Annotated in this window: 18 protein-coding genes; 8 read left to right on the top strand and 10 right to left on the bottom strand. The window is 71.5% G+C overall.

All coding sequences use genetic code 11. The features are described from left to right. The first annotated feature begins 62 nt into the window (after positions 1-62). Positions 63-476 (top strand): TIGR03618 family F420-dependent PPOX class oxidoreductase, encoded by a 414-nt coding sequence (locus tag AB0P24_RS32745; RefSeq protein ID WP_365800390.1) that lies wholly within the window; start codon positions 63-65, stop codon positions 474-476. 191 nt (positions 477-667) lie between these two features. On the opposite strand, the gene AB0P24_RS32740 is transcribed toward AB0P24_RS32745, so the two are convergent. Next, complete coding sequence (locus AB0P24_RS32740) at positions 668-964, bottom strand: (2Fe-2S)-binding protein (RefSeq protein ID WP_167449907.1); 297 nt, start codon at positions 962-964, stop codon at positions 668-670. Positions 965-1,007: 43 nt separating this feature from the next. Beyond that, positions 1,008-1,202 carry a hypothetical protein gene (locus AB0P24_RS32735; RefSeq protein WP_365800388.1) on the bottom strand — a complete coding sequence of 65 codons (195 nt, stop codon included), beginning with the start codon at positions 1,200-1,202 and terminating at the stop codon, positions 1,008-1,010. A gap of 105 nt (positions 1,203-1,307) precedes the next feature. Here AB0P24_RS32735 and AB0P24_RS32730 point away from each other — a divergent pair, with 105 nt between their 5' ends. Further along, positions 1,308-2,345 (top strand): helix-turn-helix transcriptional regulator, encoded by a 1,038-nt coding sequence (locus AB0P24_RS32730; protein ID WP_365800386.1) that lies wholly within the window; start codon positions 1,308-1,310, stop codon positions 2,343-2,345. 117 nt (positions 2,346-2,462) lie between these two features. Here the strand turns inward: AB0P24_RS32730 and AB0P24_RS32725 are convergent, their stop codons facing one another. Beyond that, the gene (locus AB0P24_RS32725) at positions 2,463-3,494 is read right to left on the bottom strand and encodes a helix-turn-helix transcriptional regulator (protein WP_365800384.1); all 1,032 of its coding nucleotides are present in this window, start codon (positions 3,492-3,494) and stop codon (positions 2,463-2,465) included. Between the two features lie 394 nt (positions 3,495-3,888). Here AB0P24_RS32725 and AB0P24_RS32720 point away from each other — a divergent pair, with 394 nt between their 5' ends. Genes AB0P24_RS32720 through AB0P24_RS32710 form a run of 3 tightly spaced genes read left to right on the top strand, consistent with a single transcriptional unit; the run spans position 3,889 to position 7,206 of the window. Further along, positions 3,889-5,433 (top strand): circularly permuted type 2 ATP-grasp protein, encoded by a 1,545-nt coding sequence (locus tag AB0P24_RS32720; RefSeq protein WP_365800382.1) that lies wholly within the window; start codon positions 3,889-3,891, stop codon positions 5,431-5,433. Next, complete coding sequence (locus AB0P24_RS32715; RefSeq protein WP_365800380.1) at positions 5,430-6,362, top strand: alpha-E domain-containing protein; 933 nt, start codon at positions 5,430-5,432, stop codon at positions 6,360-6,362. The genes AB0P24_RS32720 and AB0P24_RS32715 overlap by 4 nt, the downstream gene beginning before the upstream one ends. Position 6,363: 1 nt before the next feature. Beyond that, a complete protein-coding gene (locus tag AB0P24_RS32710; RefSeq protein WP_365800378.1) occupies positions 6,364-7,206 on the top strand; it encodes a transglutaminase family protein in 843 nt (280 codons plus the stop codon). Positions 7,207-7,394: 188 nt separating this feature from the next. Here the strand turns inward: AB0P24_RS32710 and AB0P24_RS32705 are convergent, their stop codons facing one another. Then, the gene (locus AB0P24_RS32705) at positions 7,395-8,501 is read right to left on the bottom strand and encodes a substrate-binding domain-containing protein (RefSeq protein WP_365800376.1); all 1,107 of its coding nucleotides are present in this window, start codon (positions 8,499-8,501) and stop codon (positions 7,395-7,397) included. A gap of 294 nt (positions 8,502-8,795) precedes the next feature. On the opposite strand from AB0P24_RS32705, the gene AB0P24_RS32700 reads away from it, so the two are divergent. Continuing rightward, positions 8,796-9,140: a hypothetical protein gene (locus tag AB0P24_RS32700; RefSeq protein ID WP_365800374.1), complete on the top strand. Its 345-nt coding sequence runs from the start codon at positions 8,796-8,798 to the stop codon at positions 9,138-9,140. Here AB0P24_RS32700 and AB0P24_RS32695 read toward each other — a convergent pair. The 6 genes from AB0P24_RS32695 to AB0P24_RS32670 form a co-directional block, all read right to left on the bottom strand. Then, positions 9,088-9,549, bottom strand: a complete 462-nt coding sequence (locus AB0P24_RS32695; protein WP_365800490.1) for a helix-turn-helix domain-containing protein — start codon at positions 9,547-9,549, stop codon at positions 9,088-9,090. The genes AB0P24_RS32700 and AB0P24_RS32695 overlap by 53 nt on opposite strands. A 5-nt stretch (positions 9,550-9,554) precedes the next feature. Continuing rightward, on the bottom strand, positions 9,555-10,727 hold the full coding sequence (gene dnaJ / locus AB0P24_RS32690; RefSeq protein WP_365800373.1) for a molecular chaperone DnaJ: 1,173 nt from the start codon (positions 10,725-10,727) through the stop codon (positions 9,555-9,557). A 36-nt stretch (positions 10,728-10,763) separates the two neighbouring features. Next, on the bottom strand, positions 10,764-11,420 hold the full coding sequence (gene grpE / locus AB0P24_RS32685; protein ID WP_365800371.1) for a nucleotide exchange factor GrpE: 657 nt from the start codon (positions 11,418-11,420) through the stop codon (positions 10,764-10,766). Next, positions 11,417-13,249, bottom strand: coding sequence for a molecular chaperone DnaK (gene dnaK / locus AB0P24_RS32680; RefSeq protein ID WP_365800369.1), 1,833 nt, complete (start codon positions 13,247-13,249; stop codon positions 11,417-11,419). The genes grpE and dnaK overlap by 4 nt, the downstream gene beginning before the upstream one ends. A gap of 94 nt (positions 13,250-13,343) precedes the next feature. Then, entirely contained in the window at positions 13,344-13,946 is a 603-nt protein-coding gene (locus AB0P24_RS32675; RefSeq protein ID WP_365800367.1) for a low molecular weight phosphatase family protein, read from the bottom strand. Next, entirely contained in the window at positions 13,943-15,391 is a 1,449-nt protein-coding gene (locus tag AB0P24_RS32670) for a polysaccharide biosynthesis tyrosine autokinase (protein ID WP_365800365.1), read from the bottom strand. Before AB0P24_RS32670 ends, AB0P24_RS32675 begins: the two co-directional genes overlap by 4 nt. A gap of 266 nt (positions 15,392-15,657) precedes the next feature. Here AB0P24_RS32670 and AB0P24_RS32665 point away from each other — a divergent pair, with 266 nt between their 5' ends. Together AB0P24_RS32665 and AB0P24_RS32660 are read left to right on the top strand one after the other, a co-directional pair. Continuing rightward, a complete protein-coding gene (locus tag AB0P24_RS32665) occupies positions 15,658-16,230 on the top strand; it encodes a hypothetical protein (RefSeq protein ID WP_365800363.1) in 573 nt (190 codons plus the stop codon). A 20-nt stretch (positions 16,231-16,250) separates the two neighbouring features. After that, the gene (locus AB0P24_RS32660; protein WP_365800361.1) at positions 16,251-18,107 is read left to right on the top strand and encodes a DUF4012 domain-containing protein; all 1,857 of its coding nucleotides are present in this window, start codon (positions 16,251-16,253) and stop codon (positions 18,105-18,107) included. The last annotated feature ends 255 nt before the right edge of the window (positions 18,108-18,362 follow it).

Here is an 18,362-nt window from a genome sequence, read left to right as displayed (position 1 = left end):
AAGTTGAGTCTATTCCACTCAAGGTGCGATCGGGAGCCCTTCCGGGGACTACCTTCCAAGCCATGAGCACATACCGCGTGAACCCTGCCGCACCGGACGAGGCGTATCTGATCTTCTGGCAGGAACGGCACCTGTGCACCCTCACCACCCTGCGCCCCGACGGCAGCCCGCACGTCGTCCCCGTGGGGGTGACCTACGACCCGGCGGCGGGACTGGCCCGGGTGATCACGAACAGGACGAGCGCGAAGGTCTCCCATGTACTGGCCGCGGGGCCGGACGGGGCGCGGGTCGCGGTGTGCCAGGTGGCGGGGCGGCGGTGGGCGACACTGGAGGGGCGGGCGCGGGTCCGCACCGAGCCGGAGCAGGTGGCGGAGGCGGAGCGGCGGTACGCCGAGCGGTACGGACGCACACCCCGGGAGAACCCGTCCCGGGTGGTCGTCGAGATCACGGTGGAGCGGGCGCTGGGGCGGGGGTGACGGGCGAGGGCGCGGGACCGGGTGACCGACCCGTTCTGGCGGCCGGTTTCAGTCACCGTGGGGTATGGCGGAAACCAGTCGATACGACGACATGTCCCCTGAAAACTGCAGCGGCGTCACCGTGTTCAGGTCACGGTGACGCCGCTGCGGGGGGAAGCACCTGAGCGATCTTTTACGACGGGGGAATCGCGTCAGGCACTGCGGGGGGTGGCCGAGATGGTCCTCACGTCCGGGACGTCCGGCTCAGCCAGCCGGTGGTCCCGTTGATCCAGGTTCACAAAAATCATTCCGTACCGGATGGCACACCGTACGGGCTGCGGCGCACCCCGGGGCTTGCGCAGGCACCGGTAGGCCCGTACGTCCTCGTCCTCGTCCCGCGTGACGACCACCGGCTCGCCGAAGACGGTCACCATCAACGAGTCACCACTGTGGGGGATGGCGGTGACCAGGTCGATGAAGTGCCAGCCCGAGCGGTAGGCGGTGGCCATTTCACGACGGAAGGATCGGTCGTCGGGTGGGGTGGTCACGTCGTCAGCTCCCGGCGCTTTCGTTGGTGTTGACCGCAGAAGCAGTGCCATCGGCAAGCGTGGTCGATTCGGCCGCCGCCGGCCACCTCGTGTCCGCCCGAACGTCACCCCTCGGACCGGAGAGACCGCCCAACATGCCGACGGCCACAACGGCGAAGAAGGCGGCGACAAGCTTCGAGCGAAGCGATCTCTTGCTCATCTTCGGCTTCGTCCTCACTTGAAGGTCCCCTTTTCCCCCGTCTGGATACGACGATGGCTCATTCGGGCACGTCGTGGCCACACGATCGGTGCATCATGTTCCTGCATGTTCAGGACCCTGGGGGGTGGAGATTTGGTAACGAAGTGGACTAAAGCGGCACATCCCCATGCGGTGACCGAACTGTGTGAGGCGGGTGGCCGACTTTATGCGACCGCCCTGCGCGCGGGACGCATATCCCGCGCGGACGCGGAAGCGGCTCCGTGCCTGCTGGAGCTGGCCCTGCTGCGCCCCGACCTCGACGATCCGGAATGGCTGCGCCCGGTCCCTCCGGCGGTCGTACTGGCTCAGCGCCTCAACCCCCTGGAACAGGAGATAGCGGAGCGCCGGCGGCGGTCGGTCGAGTTGTCCGAAGCTTTCGAGCCGTTCATGGCGCTCGGGCTCGGTACGCAGACGGCCGCGCCCACCCACTCGATCTCGGTACTGGAGGGCAGTGACCAGATCAACGCGGCACTCGACCAGGCCACCACCCAGTGCCAGAGCGAGGTGCTCACGGTCCAGCCGACCAACCGGTTCTCCGAGCGTACGTTCCTGCAGGGGCTGGAACGCGACCGGCCGTTGATCGAACGCGGCGTGCGGATCCGGACCCTGTACCAGCACACCGCCCGGTACAACCCCGAGAAGCTCTCCTATGTCGAGCACTTCGCGGACGGCAAGGTGGAGTACCGGACGATCGACGAGCTGGTGGAACGCCTCATCATCTGCGACGAGACCGTCGCCTTCATCCCCACCCGCGACGACCAGCAGGTCGCCCTGGAACTGCGCCACCCGGGACTCGTGCGCTACCTGGTCAAGGTGTTCGAGTTCATGTGGAACCGGGCGATTCCCCTGACCGCCGGCGCCCCCTACGAGACCGCCCCCGACGGCATCACCGAGATCCAGCACTCCATCGCCAAGCTCCTGGTCGAGGGCCACGTCGACGAGGCCATCGCACGGCGCCTGGGCATGAACGTCCGCACCTGCCGCGCCCACATCGCCAAGCTGGCCCAGGCGCTCGGCAGCGGCAGCCGCGCCCAACTCGGCTATCTCATCGCCCAGTCCGGGATCCTGGACCAGAAGCTCCCCGACGAGGGCCACGCCCGGTGACCCCCGCCCCCGCGCCGAGCACGGCATCGAGGACCTGTGCACCGCGGGGCCTCGCCCGCCTCGCCACCGCCCTCGCCACCGCCCTCGGCAGCGACAGCCGGGCACAGTTCGGCCCTCTCATCGGACGCTCGGGGATCCTTGATCGGGAAGGCTGATCACGCCGGGCGCCCGGTCCAGGCCCACCTGTGCTATCCGGACGCCCAGCTGGGTACGGCTGGCCGCCCCCAGCGTCTCCGAGAGACGGGCGATGTGGGCCCGGCAGGTGCGCACGCTGATGCCCAGGCGTTCCGCGATCACCGCGTCCTGGTGACCCTCCGCGAGCAGCGCCGCGATGGACTGCTCGCGGTGCGAGATGCCCTCGATGCCGGTGTCGGGGAGGGCCGCGGTGAGCGGGATCGCCAGGCGCCAGAGTCGTTCGAAGACCGTGACCAGGTATTCCACCAGCGCCGGGTGGCGCAGCTCCAGGGCCATCGTGCGGTCCGCGTTCGCGGGGATGAAGGCCACCGTGCGGTCGAAGAGGATCAGCCGGTCGATGACCTCGTCGAGCGTCCGGGCCTCCACCGCGTCGCCCATCAGCTCCAGGTAGTTGAGCAGGCCCTGGCCGTGCCGGGCGACATGCGTATACAGGTCGCGCATCCGCACGCCCCGGCCGCGCAGGGCGACGGCCCGGTGCAGGCCCTCGGTCAGCTCCGACTCGCGGCGGATACCGCCCGGCTGCACGGTCAGCACCTCCTGCGTGCACGCCTGGGTCGCCTCGTCCATGGCCGCCTGGATCCGTGACAGCCCGTCGAGCACCCTGATGGCCGCCGTGCCCTCCGCGGCGGCCGGCCCGGCCCGCACCTGGCTTCCCAGACCGGCGTACCACTCGAACGCCGCGACCGCCGACCCCACCCGCCGCTGGCTGTCCGTCACCTCGTCGTACACCCCGCGCAGCAGCCGGGTCATGACCTCCTGCGGGGCGGTCGGCACCAGCCAGTCCATGTCGTCGGGGTCGGGGTGGAGCAGCGCCAGCTCCAGCAGGCAGGGCACCGCGTCGGCGTCCGTGCGCGGCACCCGGCCCCGGCGCACGGCCCGGGAGTACACGCGATCCCCGGTGGCGCACAGCCGGTCGGCACCATGTGGATGTTCATCCGTCCCGTGCCCGGCCATCGCCCATTCCACCCCCCGGTTTGCTGCCTCTTCCGCAGCGCAACTATGAGCGGTCCGGACCGGGTCCGCAACACGGCTCCTCCCGCACGGACCGTCGCAATATCGGGATACAGCAGGATATCGACCGGGCTCCTCAGCGCGCGCTGCAACAAGATGACGGTGGTGACCGGGAAGCGGGCCAGGCATCGTGCGGAGCGCTTCCCACGGGTGGTTCCGGCCACCCGACGGGGCGCCGGACCGGCCTCCCCCGTTCGGGCCGTGGCCCCGTGCCACGCGTCCACGGGGGAGGGACGTTGCACGGGAGGGCCGCTCCCGGGCACATGGCGCGGCGGATGGCGAACCCCCGAAATCCGTCAGTGATCGCCGCGTTACGTACCCGCTCTAACGTCCCTGCATGGCGGACATATTCGACGCGTACGCGTTGGCCGACGCGTGGGACGAGATGTTTGTGCGGCCGGGTGAGGTCAGGACCGCCTATGAGCCGGTACTGGCGGCGCTCCAGCCGATCGAACCGAGTGAACTGCGGTTCCGGGCCGACCAGATGGCCCGGGCCTTCACCGACCGGGGGGTGACCTACGCCTTCGCGGGCGAGGAACGGCCCTGGCCGCTGGACCTGGTGCCGAGAATCCTCGACGCCCTGGAATGGGATCTCATACGAAGAGGCGTGGCCCAGCGGGTCCGGGCCCTGGAGGCCTATCTGGCCGACGCCTACGGACCCGCCCGGGCCTTCGAGGACGGCGTGGTGCCCTGGCGGCTGCTGCTGGGCTCGCCGCACTTCCACCGGGCGGCGCACGCGGTGGAGCCGCCCGGCGGGGTGCGCGTCCATGTGGCCGGAATCGACCTGGTCCGGGACGAGGCCGGCGCGTTCCGGGTACTCGAGGACAACGTGCGGGTGCCGAGCGGGGTGTCGTACGTCATCGAGAACCGCAGGGCGATGACCCGGGTCTTCCCCTCGCTCTTCGCCGAGCAGCACGTCCTCCCGGTGGACGGGTACGCGGGACGGCTGCTCGCCGCCCTGCGCGCCGCCGCGCCCGGCGGGGCGGCGAGCGATCCCCGGGTGGTCGTCCTGACCCCCGGGCCCAGCAACGCGGCCTACTTCGAACACGCCCTGCTCGCCCGGCTGATGGGCGTGCAACTGGTGGAGGGGCACGACCTGGTGTGCCGGAGCAACCGGGTGTGGATGCGCACGACGCGCGGCGAGGTGCCCGTGCACGTGGTGTACCGGCGCCTCGACGACGACTTCCTCGATCCGCTGCACTTCCGCCCCGACTCGGTGATCGGCTGCCCCGGCATCCTGAGCGCGGCCATCGCGGGCAACGTCACACTCGCGAACGCCGTAGGGAACGGTATCGCCGACGACAAACTCCTCTACACCTACGTCCCGGACCTGATCCGCTACTACCTCGGCGAGGACCCGGTCCTGCCCAATGTCGAGTCCTACCGCCCTGATGAACCGGGGCAGTTGGAGGCGGTCCTCGACCAGCTGGACCAGCTGGTGGTGAAGCCGGTCGACGGGGCCGGCGGGCAGGGCATCGTGATCGGCCCGAAGGCCGACAGGGAGACCCTGGAACGCACTCGCAAAGCCGTCACCGCCGACCCGCGCGGCTTCATCGCGCAGCGCCCGGTCGCCCTGTCCACCTCCCCCACCCTGTCGGGGGACCGGATGGCACCGCGCCACATTGACCTGCGGCCGTTCGCCGTGAACGACGGCGACGACATCTGGGTACTGCCCGGCGGCCTCACCCGGGTCGCCCTCCAGGAGGGCAACCTGATCGTCAACTCCAGCCAGGGCGGCGGCTCCAAGGACACCTGGGTGCTCGCCGAGGGACCCGCCGAGCACCCCGAGCCGGTCGGCGCGGGCCCCATCCCCGCGATCGCCCCGCGCCGCCTCGGCCCCGACGGGACCCGTGCGGTCGTACCGGAAGGAGCGCAGCAGTGACCGACGTGATCCTCTCCCGAATCGCCGAGGCGCTGACCTGGACCGGGCGGTACGTCGAACGGGCGGACGCCACCGGCCGGATCCTCGACGCCTATCTGCACCGGATGCTGGAGGACCCCTGGCGTGACGAGGACGCCGCCTGCCGGTCGCTGTACGCGATCCTCGGCGTGGACGCCGGCGCGGAACAGGTGGACATGCAGCAGGTGCTGGACCAGCTCGCCTTCGACGCCCGCTCCACGTGCTCCATCGAGGGCGCGCTGGGCGCCGCCCGGCTGAACGCGCGCAGCGCCCGGGAGGCCATCTCCTCGGAGATGTGGGAGTGCCTCAACTCCACCTGGCACGCGCTCGGCGACCGGCGCCGCGCGGCCCGCCGCACCGGCCCCTACGCCTATCTGGAGCTGGTCCGCAGCCGGGCCGCGCTCTTCTTCGGGCTGGCCGACTCCACCATGAGCCGGGACGACAGCTGGCGGTTCGTCGTCCTCGGGCGGAGCCTGGAGCGGGTGGACATGACGGTACGGCTGCTCTCCGTGCGGGTGCTGGACGCGGCGCACGCGCCGGACTGGCCGACGCTGCTCAGCGCGAGCGGCGCCGACGAGGCGTACGCACGGGTGCACAGCGGGTTCGGGGACACCCCGAGAGTGGCCGAGTTCCTGCTCCTGGACCGGGACTTCCCGCGTTCGGCGCTGCACGCGCTGACCACGGCCGAGGAGTGCCTGGCCGCGCTCGGCCGGCCCCGCCAGGACCCGGCCCGCTCGCCGGTCGGCCGGGCCCGTACCCGCCTGGAATACCTGGACACCGCCTCCCTGGAGGAGCAGCTGCCCGTGCTGCTGCGCGACCTCCAGCAGGCCTGCATGGCGTCCGCCGACGCGGTGGCGGAGCGGTTCTTCCCGTACCAAGGGCTCGTCCAGTGGGCCCAGGAAGGAGCCTGAGATGGCTCGTCGCCTCCGCATCCGGCACACCACCCGGGTCTCCTACGCGCAGCCCGCGGCCTCCTCGCACAACGAGGTCCGGATGACCCCGCTGACCCTGCCGGGGCAGACCACCCTGGACGCGCGGGTCACGGTGCAGCCGGCCACGGCCGTCTGGTCGTACTGGGACTACTGGGGCACCCAGGTCACCGGCTTCGACCTCCTGGAGCCGCACGAGGATCTGACGATCACCGCGTCCAGCCTGGTGGAGACGGCGGCGCCGGGACCGCTGCCGGACGCGCCCGGGTGGGCGGAGCTGGCCGAACGGGCGACGGGATCACGGCTGGTGGAGTTCGTGACGCCGACGGGGCGTACGTCGGTGCCGAGGAAGCTGGTGAGGAAGGCGCGGGACGCGGCGGAGGGGCTGGGGCCGCACGAGGCCGCCATGGCCGTCTCCGGGCTGGTCGCCGACCGGGTGACGTACCTTCCGGGCGCGACCGGGGTGAACACCTCCCCCGCCCAGGCGTGGACCCAGCGGGCGGGCGTGTGCCAGGACATCACCCACCTCACGATCGCCCTGCTGCGGGGGCTGGGGCTACCGGCCCGGTACGTCTCCGGGTACCTGCACCCGGAGCGGGAGGCGGAGCTGAACCGGCCGGTCGCCGGGCAGAGCCATGCGTGGGTCGAGTACTGGGCCGGCGAGTGGTGCGGGTACGACCCGACGAACCGGGTGCGGGCCGGGGAGGACCACGTGGTGGTGGGGCGGGGGCGGGACTACGACGACGTCACGCCGCACAAGGGGATCTACCGGGGGGTTGCGGGAGGGGCGCCGGAGGTGACGGTGGAGTTCACGAGGGTCGCGTAGCCGGGCCGGGTGCAGGCCGGTGAGGGCTGGTCGCGCCCACGCGGCGGAGCCGCATACCGGCACAGCCCCGCGCCCCTGACGGGGCGCTGTCCGACCGTGTCCTTCAGCCTCAGCCGCGGGCGGTCGTGCCGCTGGGGCGGCCGCGGCGGCCCCGTTCCCTGCGTGGGGAACGGGGCTGTCGGCAGGGCTTACTTCAGGCCCGCCTCCGCGCAGGCGGTCTTGTACGCGGCCGTGCAGATCTGGGAGATCTTGTAGATGCCGTCCGCGACGACGGTGTCCTTGATCTTGCTCTTGGTGACGGCGTTGACCTGCACCAGCTGGGACGGGATGTCCTTGTTGGTCGGGCTGTCGACGGTGTCCTGGGTGAGGGCGTCGAACTGGATGTCCTTGCCCTGCACCCGGTAGACGGCCATCTCGGCGGCGGCCTCGGCCTCGTCCGGGTACGGCTTGTAGACGGTCATGTACTGCTCGCCGCTGAGGATCCGCTGGATGGCGTCGAGGTCCGCGTCCTGGCCGGTGATCGGCGGCATGTTGGTGACGCCCGCCGCCTTGAGGGCCTTGACGACGCCGGCCGCCATGGCGTCGTTGGCGGAGTAGACCGCGGCGATGTTGTCCCTGCCGATCGAGGCGATCGCCTTGGCGACCTCCTTCTGGGCGACCCCCGGGTCCCAGTCCTTGGTGTCGTACGAGGCCGCGATCGTCACCTTGCCGGTCAGCTCGGACACCGCGCCCGTCTTGAACTGCTTGGCGTTGGGGTCGGTCAGCGAGCCGTTGACCATGACGACCTTGTCGGAGCTGTCGACGTTCGACCCGAGGCCCTCCAGGAGCGTACGGGCCTGGACCTCGCCGACGAGTTCGTTGTCGAAGGAGACGTAGGAGTCGATGGGGCCCTCGGCGAGGCGGTCGTAGGCGATGACCGGGATGCCGGCCACCTTGGCCTTCTTCACCGTGGAGGCGATGGCGTGCGCGTCGACCGCGTCCAGGATGATCACGTCGACCTTGCCGTCGATCATCTTCTGCATCTGCTTCGTCTGCGTGGCGGCGGACGACGCGGCGTTCTCGTAGTCGACCCGCCCCTGCTTGTTCGTGAGCTCGACGATCTTCGACTTCATGATCGGGTAGTCGAAGTTGGTGTACCGGGTGTTGATCTTGTCCGGCATCAGCACGCCCACCGTGATGTCGTTGCCCTTGGTCGGGGTCGCGGTGGTGGACGATCCCGTCGCGTTGAGCACACCGCATCCGGCGAGCGAAAGGGTCATCGTGGACGCGGCCACGGACATGGCTATACGACGCATACGGGGGCTCACTTCAGGTGCGTTCCGGACGTGGGGCTGCTCTGCGACCCAGATGTCTGAAAAGACAACGCGTACGCCACACCCGGCGTCAAGCGGAACTACTTAACGAGTGCGCAACGCCACGCTCCGCTGCACCTGTGAAGGCGATGCGGAACCCCCTCCAAACACTCTTTACGGACCCTCCATCCAAAGGGAGTTCACGGGAGGGCAAAGATCGGTACAACCATGCCCTTTCCTCGTGAGTCGTGATCGATGACAGCCGCCCCAGGCGCGGCCGTACGACCAGAGGACCGAATGAACTCAGCCAGAGGCACCGCGGCCGTCGCCGTGGTGCTCGCCACGGCCGGCACCCTGCTCGGCGGCACCGCCGTAGCCGCCTCGGCCGCCACGACCTGCGCCTCCCCCGCCTACATGCGGGAGTTGTTCGCGAACACCACGGCCGACGAGAGCTGGAGCCGCGCGCCCGCCTCCGGCCCCGACGGCGTCCGCGAAGTCGACCTGGGCGGTCCTGGAACCGTGACCGGCATGCGAAAGGGCCCGGAGGTTCGGGTGAACCTCCGGGCCCTCCTCGCCGCTGAGGGCGGGGCTAGTCCTTGGCCTTCTTCGGGCGCCACACCACCAACGCGCTGGTCTGCTTGACCTCCTGGTACGGGACCAGGTCGCGGCGGTAGGAGGCGTGGACGGCGGCCTCGCGCTGCTGCATCGCGGCCGCCGCGCCGTCGACCGCCGCCTGGAGCTCGGCGACCCGCTGCTGGAGCGCCATGACCTGGTTCTCCAGTTCGATGATGCGCTTGATGCCGGCCAGGTTGATGCCCTCGTCCTGCGACAACGCCTGCACCTGGCGGAGCAGTTCGATGTCGCGGGCCGAGTAGCGGCGGCCCCGCCCGGCCGTGCGGTCCGGGGAGACCAGGCCGAGGCGGTCGTACTGGCGCAGCGTCTGCGGGTGCAGTCCGGAGAGCTGGGCCGCCACCGAGATGACGTAGACCGGGGTCTCCTCGGTCAGTTCATACGGCCCGCGGAAATTGTCACTGCGTCGACGGCCGTCCATCTCTGTCATGCTCCCTTCGCGGCCTCGAACAGCTCGGCCCGCGGGTCCTCGCCCGCGGTCGCCTCGCGATACGCCTCCAGTGCGTCACGAGCCTTCCCCGCCAGGTCCTTGGGCACACTCACCTCGACGGTGACCAGAAGGTCGCCGCGGGTGCCGTCCTTGCGGACCGCGCCCTTGCCGCGGGCGCGCATGGTGCGGCCGTTGGGCGTGCCCGGGGGCAGCTTCAGGGTGACCGGCGGGCCGCCCAGGGTGGGCACCCTGACCTCGCCGCCGAGCGCCGCCTCGGTGAAGGTCACCGGGACGGTCACCGTGAGGTTGTCGTCCTTGCGGCCGAACACCGGGTGGGTGTCGACGTGCACCATGACGTAGAGGTCGCCGGCCGGGCCGCCGCGCTCACCCGGCGCGCCCTTGCCACGCAGCCGGATGCGCTGGCCGTCGGTCACCCCGGCGGGGATGCGGACCTGCATGGTCCGCGACGACTTGGCGCGTCCGCTGCCCTTGCAGTCGAGGCAGGGGTGCTCCGCGATCAGGCCGCGGCCCTTGCAGTCCGGGCAGGGGTCGGTGAGCGAGAAGCCGCCTCCGGATCCTCGCGCCACCTGGCCGGTGCCGACGCAGGTCGGGCACACCCGTGGGGTGCCGTTCTTGTCGCCGGTGCCCGAACAGGCCTTGCAGGGGGCCTGCGAGGACATCCGCAGCGGGACCGTGGCGCCCTCGATGGCCTCCGTGAAGCTGAGCGTGACCTCGGACTCGATGTCCTGGCCGCGCCGCGGCTGGGTCCGGCCGGCCGTGCCGCCGCCCCGGTTGAACAGGCCCCCCAGGACGTCGCCGAAGCCGCCGCCGAAGCCACCGCCCCCGCCCTGGGCGCCGCCCCCGAAGAGGTCGCCGAGGTCGAAGTTGAAGTTGCCGCCGCCCGCGCCCGGCCCGGGGCGGAAGCCACCGTTGCCGAAGAGGGCGCGCGCCTCGTCGTACTCCTTGCGCTTCTTGGGGTCGCCGAGTATGTCGTTCGCCTCGGAGATCTCCTTGAAGCGCTCCTCGGCCTTGGCGTTGCCCTTGTTGGCGTCCGGGTGGAACTCGCGGGCGAGTTTCCGGTACGCCTTCTTGATCTCGGCCTCGGTGGCGTCCTTGGGGACGCCGAGGACCTTGTAGTAGTCCTTCTCGATGAAGTCCTTGGTGCTCATCCCCGACGCCCCTCCTTCCACGTGTTACCTACGACGTCAGCCCTCCTCAGGGCCGTTGTCCTTCTCGTCTGCCGCCGCGGGGGCCTCTTCGGTCCCCTCGGCCTTCGCCGGCGTCGCTCCCGGCTGCGGTTCGGCGACCGCCACCCGCGCGGGGCGGATGGTGCGCTCGCCGATGCGGTACCCGGGCTGCAGGATGGCCACGCACGTCGTCTCGGTGACGTCCGGCGCGTAGCTGTGCATCAGCGCCTCGTGGATCGTCGGGTCGAAGGGCTCGCCCTCCTTGCCGAACTGCTGGAGGCCCATCTTCGCCGCGACCGTCTCCAGGGATTCGGCCACCGACTTGAAACCGCCGACCAGTTCGCCGTGTTCCCGGGCGCGGCCGATGTCGTCGAGCACGGGCAGGAGCTCGGTCAGGAGGTTCGCGATGGCGATCTCCCGCACCGTGATCCGGTCGCGCTCCACGCGGCGGCGGTAGTTCTGGTACTCGGCCTGCAGGCGCTGGAGGTCCGCGGTGCGCTCACCGAGTGCGGTGCGTACCTGGTCCAGCTGTGCCGTCAGACCGGCGAGCTGTGCGCTTGCGTCCCCGGCCGGGGCCGCCCCCTGTGCGGGAGCGGCCTTCGGCTCGGCGTCGTCGGGGGTGGCGCCGGAGGGGACGTCGGGCTTCTCCTCGAAGCCCGGGGTCTCCTCCGTCACGCGGCACCGTCCTTGCGCTCGTCGTCGACGATCTCGGCGTCCACCACGTCGTCGGCCCCGTCACCGGCGGGGGCACCACCGGCGGCCTGCGCGGCCTGGGCGTCGGCGTACATGGCCTGGCCCAGCTTCTGGGAGACGGCCGCGACCTTCTCGGTGGCGGTGCGGATCTCGGCGGTGTCCTCGCCCTTGAGCTTCTCCTTCAGCTCGGCGACGGCGGCCTCGACCTCGGTCTTGATCTCGCCCGGGACCTTGTCCTCGTTGTCCTTGAGGAACTTCTCGGTCTGGTAGACGAGCTGCTCGCCCTGGTTGCGGGTCTCGGCGGCCTCGCGGCGGCGGTGGTCCTCCTCCGCGTACTGCTCGGCCTCCTGGCGCATCCGGTCGACCTCGTCTTTCGGCAGCGAGGAGCCGCCGGTGACGGTCATCTTCTGCTCCTTGCCCGTGCCCAGGTCCTTCGCGGTCACGTGCATGATGCCGTTGGCGTCGATGTCGAAGGAGACCTCGATCTGCGGGACACCGCGCGGGGCCGGCGGCAGACCGGTCAGCTCGAACATGCCGAGCTTCTTGTTGTACGCCGCGATCTCGCGCTCGCCCTGGTAGACCTGGATCTGGACGGAGGGCTGGTTGTCCTCGGCGGTGGTGAAGATCTCGGACCGCTTGGTCGGGATCGTCGTGTTCCGCTCGATGAGCTTGGTCATGATGCCGCCCTTGGTCTCGATACCGAGGGACAGCGGGGTCACGTCGAGGAGCAGGACGTCCTTGACCTCACCCTTGAGCACACCGGCCTGGAGCGAGGCGCCGATGGCGACGACCTCGTCCGGGTTCACACCCTTGTTGGCCTCCTTGCCGCCGGTCAGCTCCTTGACGAGCTCGGCGACGGCGGGCATACGGGTGGAGCCGCCGACGAGAACGACGTGGTCGATCTCGCCCAGCTGGATGCCGGCGTCCTTGATGACGTTGTGGAACGGCGTCTTGCAGCGCTCCAGGAGGTCCGCGGTCAGCTGCTGGAACTGGGCGCGGGTGAGCTTCTCGTCGAGGTGCAGGGGGCCCTCGGCGGAGGCGGTGATGTACGGCAGGTTGATCGAGGTCTCGGTGGAGCTGGACAGCTCGATCTTGGCCTTCTCGGCGGCCTCGCGCAGGCGCTGGAGGGCCATCTTGTCCTTGCCGAGGTCCACGCCGTGGCCGGCCGCGAACTGCTTGACCAGGTAGTCGACGACGCGCTGGTCCCAGTCGTCACCACCGAGGTGGTTGTCGCCGTTGGTGGCCTTCACCTCGACGACGCCGTCGCCGATCTCCAGGAGGGACACGTCGAAGGTGCCGCCACCGAGGTCGAAGACGAGGATCGTCTGGTCGTCCTTGTCGAGGCCGTACGCCAGCGCGGCGGCGGTGGGCTCGTTGACGATGCGCAGGACGTTCAGACCGGCGATCTCGCCGGCCTCCTTCGTCGCCTGGCGCTCGGAGTCGTTGAAGTAGGCCGGGACGGTGATGACCGCGTCGGTCACCTTCTCGCCCAGGTAGGCCTCCGCGTCCCGCTTGAGCTTCTGCAGGATGAACGCGGAGATCTGCTGGGGGTTGAAGTCCTTCCCGTCCAGCTGAATCTTCCAGTCGGTGCCCATGTGACGCTTCACGGACCGGATCGTCCGGTCCACGTTGGTGACCGCCTGGCGCTTGGCGACCTCGCCGACCAGAACCTCGCCGTTCTTGGCGAAGGCGACGACGGACGGCGTGGTCCGGGCACCCTCGGCGTTGGTGATGACGGTGGGCTCGCCGCCTTCAAGAACGCTGACGACGGAGTTAGTCGTGCCCAGGTCGATGCCGACCGCACGTGCCATGGTGATTTCCTCCAACTGACTTGAGTGGAACAGGCTCAAGTGTGCATCACGCTTCGCTCTGGGTCAACAGACCTGAGTGGAGCAGACTCAAGTCTTATCCGTTCCTTACACGCAAGTGCTCGCTGACCTGCACCGATGCAGGGATTCCGAACAACTGAACAAGTCGTCCCACCAGGTCGTCGATCTCCCGGGCGCACTCGTCCAGCGCCGCACGGGGCCTCCCCCAGGGGTCGGCGACGTCGTCCTCCTCGGGCGGGACCGGGGCGGCGCGCCCCCGACGGGCGGCGGCGGCCGCGACCACGCCCGCGAAGTCACCCACGCCGTCCGGCCGCCGCGCGTCGTCCCCGGCCCGGCCGCCGGCGAGCCGCACGAACTCCTTCAGGGTGAAACAGCGCCGCAGCGCCGACGGCGCGAGCCGCACGGCCGCCTCGCGGTGCTCCCGGGCCAGCCCGAGCACCAGCTCCGCACCCAGCACGAGCGGGGCGGTGAGCCGGTGCGAGCCGAAACCGGAGCCGTCGCCGCCCAGCCGCTCCAGCGCCTCCCTGGTGGCGTGCTCCATGCCCGGACCGGGCCACGCCCGGGTACCGGCGCTCCGCGGCCGCACGGCCGCACCACGCGGCAGCCGGGCGGCCAGCAGCCGTTCGGCGAGCACGGAGCGGTGCACGTTGCCGGTGCAGACGAACAGGACCGGGGTCATTCCGCATCCGTCTCGGGGGTCCGGGCCGGCACGGCCGCCCCGCCGGGCGGACCCGATGTCCGGGGCGCGGGCAGCTCGCCGTAGCTCCGGTAGCCGTAGCGGCCGCCCTGGGCGGCCGGAGCCATGCTGAAGACCGTGCCGAGGACGCGCACACCCACCCGCTCCAGCGATTCCAACGCCGTGCGCACCTGGTCCCGCCTGGTCCGGGCGGCACGGACGACCAGCAGCGTGCCCTGAGCGAGCGAGGCGAGTCCCAGGGTGTCGGCGACCGGCAGCAGCGGCGCGGTGTCGACGATCACCACCTCGTGGAGCTCCGCCAGCTCCTTCAGCGCCTTCTCCATGCGCGCCGAGGCGAGCAGTTCCGTGGGATTCGGCGGTACGGCGCCACTGGCCAGCACCGAGAGTCCGTCCGCGGCCTGCTGCATGACGTCCGCGATCCGCGCCCGCCCGATGAGCACGGTGGTCAGGCCGGCGTCCTGCACGAGACCGAAGGCCTGGGCCACGCACGGGCGGCGCAGGTCCGCGTCCACCAGGCAGACGGAGACGCCCGCCTCGGCCAGGGAGAGGGCGAGGTTCACCGCGGTGTTGGTCTTGCCCTCACCGGGCACCGAGCTGGTCACCACGATGATCCGCGGCGGGTCGTCGACCTGCGAGAACTGGAGGTTGGTGCGCAGCTTGCGGAAGGCCTCGGCGCGCCGGGAGTGCCCGCCGACGGTGATGACCGGCTGCCTGGGGGCGTTCCTGTCGTACGGGATCGAGCCGAGCCCCGGCAGCCTGGTGAACTCCCCCAGCGACTCGACCGTCTTGACCGTGGTGTCGAGCGTCTCGCGCAACGCGACGACGCCGGCGCCGAGCAGCAGGCCGCCGAGCACACCCGCGGCCAGGTTCAGCAGCGGGCGGGGCGAGACGGGGCCGGCGGGGGTGACGGCCTCCTGGGTGACACGGAGGGACACGGGGGAGGTCCCCTCGCCGGTCCGCCTCCCGCCCTGGGAGCCGGCCACGCGCTTGGGCGTCTCCAGCCTCTCGACGACCGCGATGAACCGCTCCGCCACGGCGTTGGCGACCCGCGCCGCGCGTCGAGGCGCGGTGTCCCGGACCGTGATGTCGATGAGCACGGTGTTGAGGGGGGCCCGGGCGGTGATCCGGGACGCCAGTTCCTCCGGCGTGGTGCGCAGTCCCAGCTCCGCCACCACGGGCACGGTCACCTGACGGGACGTCACGATCTCCGCGTACGACTGCACCCGTGCCTGGGAGAAGCTCTGCCCCTGGTTGAGTTCGGCCGTGCCCTCCCCGGCGCGGGTCGCGACGAAGAGCTGGGTTCTGGCTTCGTAGACGGTGGTGCTCAGCATCGTCGCGGCGAGCGCCGCCCCGACCCCGAGAACCAGACAGACGACGACGGTCGGCCAGCGTCCGGCAAGAGCCTTCAGGAAGCGGTGGAGATCCAAGCTGCACCCCTCATCGAACTGCGGAAACCACCCGTATCGGGATGTTCTGTTCCCTGTGGACGCAGCCGACCATAGAGACTCGCGCGCGCCGAACGGGGGAGCCACCCCCAAGGAGGCCGTCGCGCGGACACCCGCTGCCCCCATCCGATGACTCCTCGGCCATGTCACGCCGGATGGCGCCGTATATCCCACTTTTTCCAGGTATCCAGGTCATGACGACTGCCGACATCGTCGCCTGTTCCGGACCCGAGTCGAGGAGAGCGAACATGACGAGACCGCCCCAATGGCGAGGCACGCTTGCATCGGCGGCATCGGCCGCCGTGCTCGTCGCCGTACCGCTGATGGGCGCGCAACCCGCCCACGCGGAGACCGCGCAGCCGTATCCCCCGCCGCCGCCGACCCTGACGCTCAGCGCCACCACCGTGCACGCCGGAGACAGACTGGGCTTCCGGGGCACGGGTTTCGCCCCCCGGCAGCAGGTCGAGGCCGACCTGAGGTCGCACGTCGTCGTACTGGGCTACTTCCGGGCGAACGCACACGGAGTGGTCACCGGCACGGTGACCATCCCGCGGCGCACCACCCCGGGCTTCCACACCTTCGAACTGGTCGGCCGGAAACCCTATCGGAAGGCCTCCGCCCGGATCAGGGTGCTGCGCCCGGAGCACCGGGCAGACCTGAACGAACCCGGCAACGCGCCGGACGACAGCGGCCGGCCCGCGGACGCGGACGCCGCGGACCAGGGCGGACCCACGCCTCTCGCCGAGGGCTCGGCCGCGGCGGGTCTGGTCTCGCTCGGCGGCGGCACGATGCTGGCCCTGCGGCGCCGCCGCAGTTCATGACGGACCGGGACCCGCGTAGGGTGCTCCGCCGGCGTCCCGGCTTCCGCCGGGGCGCCGTCCGCGCGCCCGCGCCCGGCCGGGCGCCGGTCCCCCGCCGCGTGCGCGGCTACGCCCTGGCAGCCGTCGCGGCGCTGGCCGTGGCCGGTGCCGCCTGGATCGCGGTCACCGGACTGCTCGCCCGCACGGAGCTGCTCGCCGCCCAGCGGGACCTCGACGCCCTGCGCCGGTCCGTGGCGGCCGCACCGGCTCCCGGCGCGGCCGCCGGAGAGCGGCGCGCCGTGCGGTCCGCGGCGGCGCACGCCGCGCGGGCGCACCGCCTCACCACCGGACCGGCCTGGTACTCCGCCGCCCGCCTGCCCTTCCTCGGCGGCCCGCTGCAGACCGTGCGCGGCGCCGCGTCCGCAGCGGACCGGCTGTCCGCCGGCGTCCTGTCCCCGCTGCTGCGCGTCCTGCCGGCACCGGACGGCGGGGCCGGGGTGTCCGGGGCGCTGACGTCCCTGCGCGCACACGCCCCGGACATCGTCCGGGCGGCAGACGTCGCCACCCGGGTACAGGCCGACGTGCGCGGGCTGCCCCGGTCCACCTGGCTGCCGGCGGCCGATCGCGCCCGGACCGCCCTCGCGCAGCAGATCGACCGTCTCGCCCCGGCGATGACCGACGCCTCCGTGGCGGCCCGCCTCCTGCCGTCCCTGCTCGGCGAACAGGGGGAACGCCGCTACTTCCTGGCGTTCCAGAACACCGCCGAGGCACGCGGCACCGGAGGGGTCGCGGGGGCCTTCGCGGTGCTCCGGGCCGACCACGGCCATGTGTCGTTCGAACGGTTCGGCAACAACACCGAGATGGCGGCGGCGAAGGCCGACATCGACCTGGGCGCGGAGTTCGCGGACCGCTACGCGGGCAGTGCTCCCACCCGGGTGTGGGCCAACTCCAACCTCAGTCCGCACTTCCCCTACGCGGCCCGCATCTGGGCCGCGGCCTGGCGCGACCACACCGGCGAGCGCGTGGACGGGGCGATCGCCCTCGACCCGGCCACGCTGGGCCGCTTCCTGCGGGTCACCGGTCCGGCCCACCTGGCCGACGGCACCGAGCTCACCGCCGGCAACGTCCTGGACCTCACCGAGCGGGCCAGTTACGCACGCTACGACGACGTCACCCGGCGCAAGGCCTTCTTCGTCGACACGGCACGCGCCGTCGCCGCGCCCCTGCTCGCCGCCTACGACGACCCCCGCCGGCTGCCCGCCCTGCTCATGGCCGTGCACGAGGCCCAGCGCGACGGCCGGCTGAAGCTGTGGAGCGCGCACCCGCCAGAACAGCGGCTGCTGGAGACGCGCCCCTACGCGGGCACCCTCCCGGACACGCCCGGCCCCTTCGCGGGACTCGTGGTGAACAACGCGGCGGGTTCGAAGCTGGACTACTACCTGGACCGGAGCCTGGTCTGGGAGGCGAACGGCTGTGCCGACGGCGCACGCGCGGTCACCGCGACCGTGACCCTGACCAACCGTGCCCCGTCCGCCGGCCTGCCCGGTTACGTCACGCTGCGGGAGGACCACCCGCCCCACCGCACCCGGCCGGGTGACAACCGGCTCCTGGTGTCGTACTACGCCGGGGTCGGAGCCGACCTCGTCGGCGCCACCCTGGACGGCCGCCCCGCCCTGCTGGCACCCGCCGTCGAACGCGGCCACTCCGTGTACACGCTCGATCTGGAACTGCCCGCGGGCGCCCGCCGCACCCTGGTGCTGCACCTGCGCGAACCGCACGCGGACGGCAGGCCGGTGCTGCTGCGTCAGCCCCTGGTGACGCCCCTGCGGGCCACGGTGAAGCCGGGCGGCGCCTGCGGCACCCGAACGAGTGGCACGGCGGAAGCTCCCATCGGGTGAGACTTTCTCCGCGCCCCGGCGTCGCACCCTCCTCCGCACCGAATGCCATACACACTCGATCAGACCCTTTTTCTCCCGCTTGGAGGGCGAATGTGGCTGTTCGGGGAGACCATGCCCCAGCTACCGGCGGCACGACAGCCATGGCCCCGAGCCGCGGGGGGGGGGGGGCCCCCCCCCCCCCCCCCCCCCCACCCCCCCCCCCCCACCCCCCCCCCCCCCCCCCCCCCCCCCCCCCCCCCCCCCCCAGGAAGCACC

It is taken from the genome of Streptomyces sp. NPDC086519 (assembly GCF_040686075.1).
Lineage (GTDB): Bacteria > Actinomycetota > Actinomycetes > Streptomycetales > Streptomycetaceae > Streptomyces > Streptomyces shenzhenensis.
The sequence above is the reverse complement of the archived record's forward strand: the minus strand, read 5'-3'. Positions and strand labels throughout refer to the sequence as shown.

Bases quoted from the DNA above. Each gene is read 5' to 3' on its own strand.
- AB0P24_RS32745 (WP_365800390.1), top strand. From the start codon at position 63: ATGAGCACATACCGCGTGAACCCTGCCGCACCGGACGAGGCGTATCTG.
- AB0P24_RS32740 (WP_167449907.1), bottom strand. From the start codon at position 964: ATGGCCACCGCCTACCGCTCGGGCTGGCACTTCATCGACCTGGTCACC.
- AB0P24_RS32730 (WP_365800386.1), top strand. From the start codon at position 1,308: ATGTTCAGGACCCTGGGGGGTGGAGATTTGGTAACGAAGTGGACTAAA.
- AB0P24_RS32705 (WP_365800376.1), bottom strand. From the start codon at position 8,501: ATGCGTCGTATAGCCATGTCCGTGGCCGCGTCCACGATGACCCTTTCG.
- dnaJ (WP_365800373.1), bottom strand. From the start codon at position 10,727: ATGAGCACCAAGGACTTCATCGAGAAGGACTACTACAAGGTCCTCGGC.
- AB0P24_RS32700 (WP_365800374.1), top strand. From the start codon at position 8,796: ATGAACTCAGCCAGAGGCACCGCGGCCGTCGCCGTGGTGCTCGCCACG.
- AB0P24_RS32675 (WP_365800367.1), bottom strand. From the start codon at position 13,946: ATGACCCCGGTCCTGTTCGTCTGCACCGGCAACGTGCACCGCTCCGTG.
- AB0P24_RS32720 (WP_365800382.1), top strand. From the start codon at position 3,889: ATGGCGGACATATTCGACGCGTACGCGTTGGCCGACGCGTGGGACGAG.
- AB0P24_RS32735 (WP_365800388.1), bottom strand. From the start codon at position 1,202: ATGAGCAAGAGATCGCTTCGCTCGAAGCTTGTCGCCGCCTTCTTCGCC.
- AB0P24_RS32710 (WP_365800378.1), top strand. From the start codon at position 6,364: ATGGCTCGTCGCCTCCGCATCCGGCACACCACCCGGGTCTCCTACGCG.
- AB0P24_RS32695 (WP_365800490.1), bottom strand. From the start codon at position 9,549: ATGGACGGCCGTCGACGCAGTGACAATTTCCGCGGGCCGTATGAACTG.
- dnaK (WP_365800369.1), bottom strand. From the start codon at position 13,249: ATGGCACGTGCGGTCGGCATCGACCTGGGCACGACTAACTCCGTCGTC.
- AB0P24_RS32665 (WP_365800363.1), top strand. From the start codon at position 15,658: ATGACGAGACCGCCCCAATGGCGAGGCACGCTTGCATCGGCGGCATCG.
- AB0P24_RS32725 (WP_365800384.1), bottom strand. From the start codon at position 3,494: ATGGCCGGGCACGGGACGGATGAACATCCACATGGTGCCGACCGGCTG.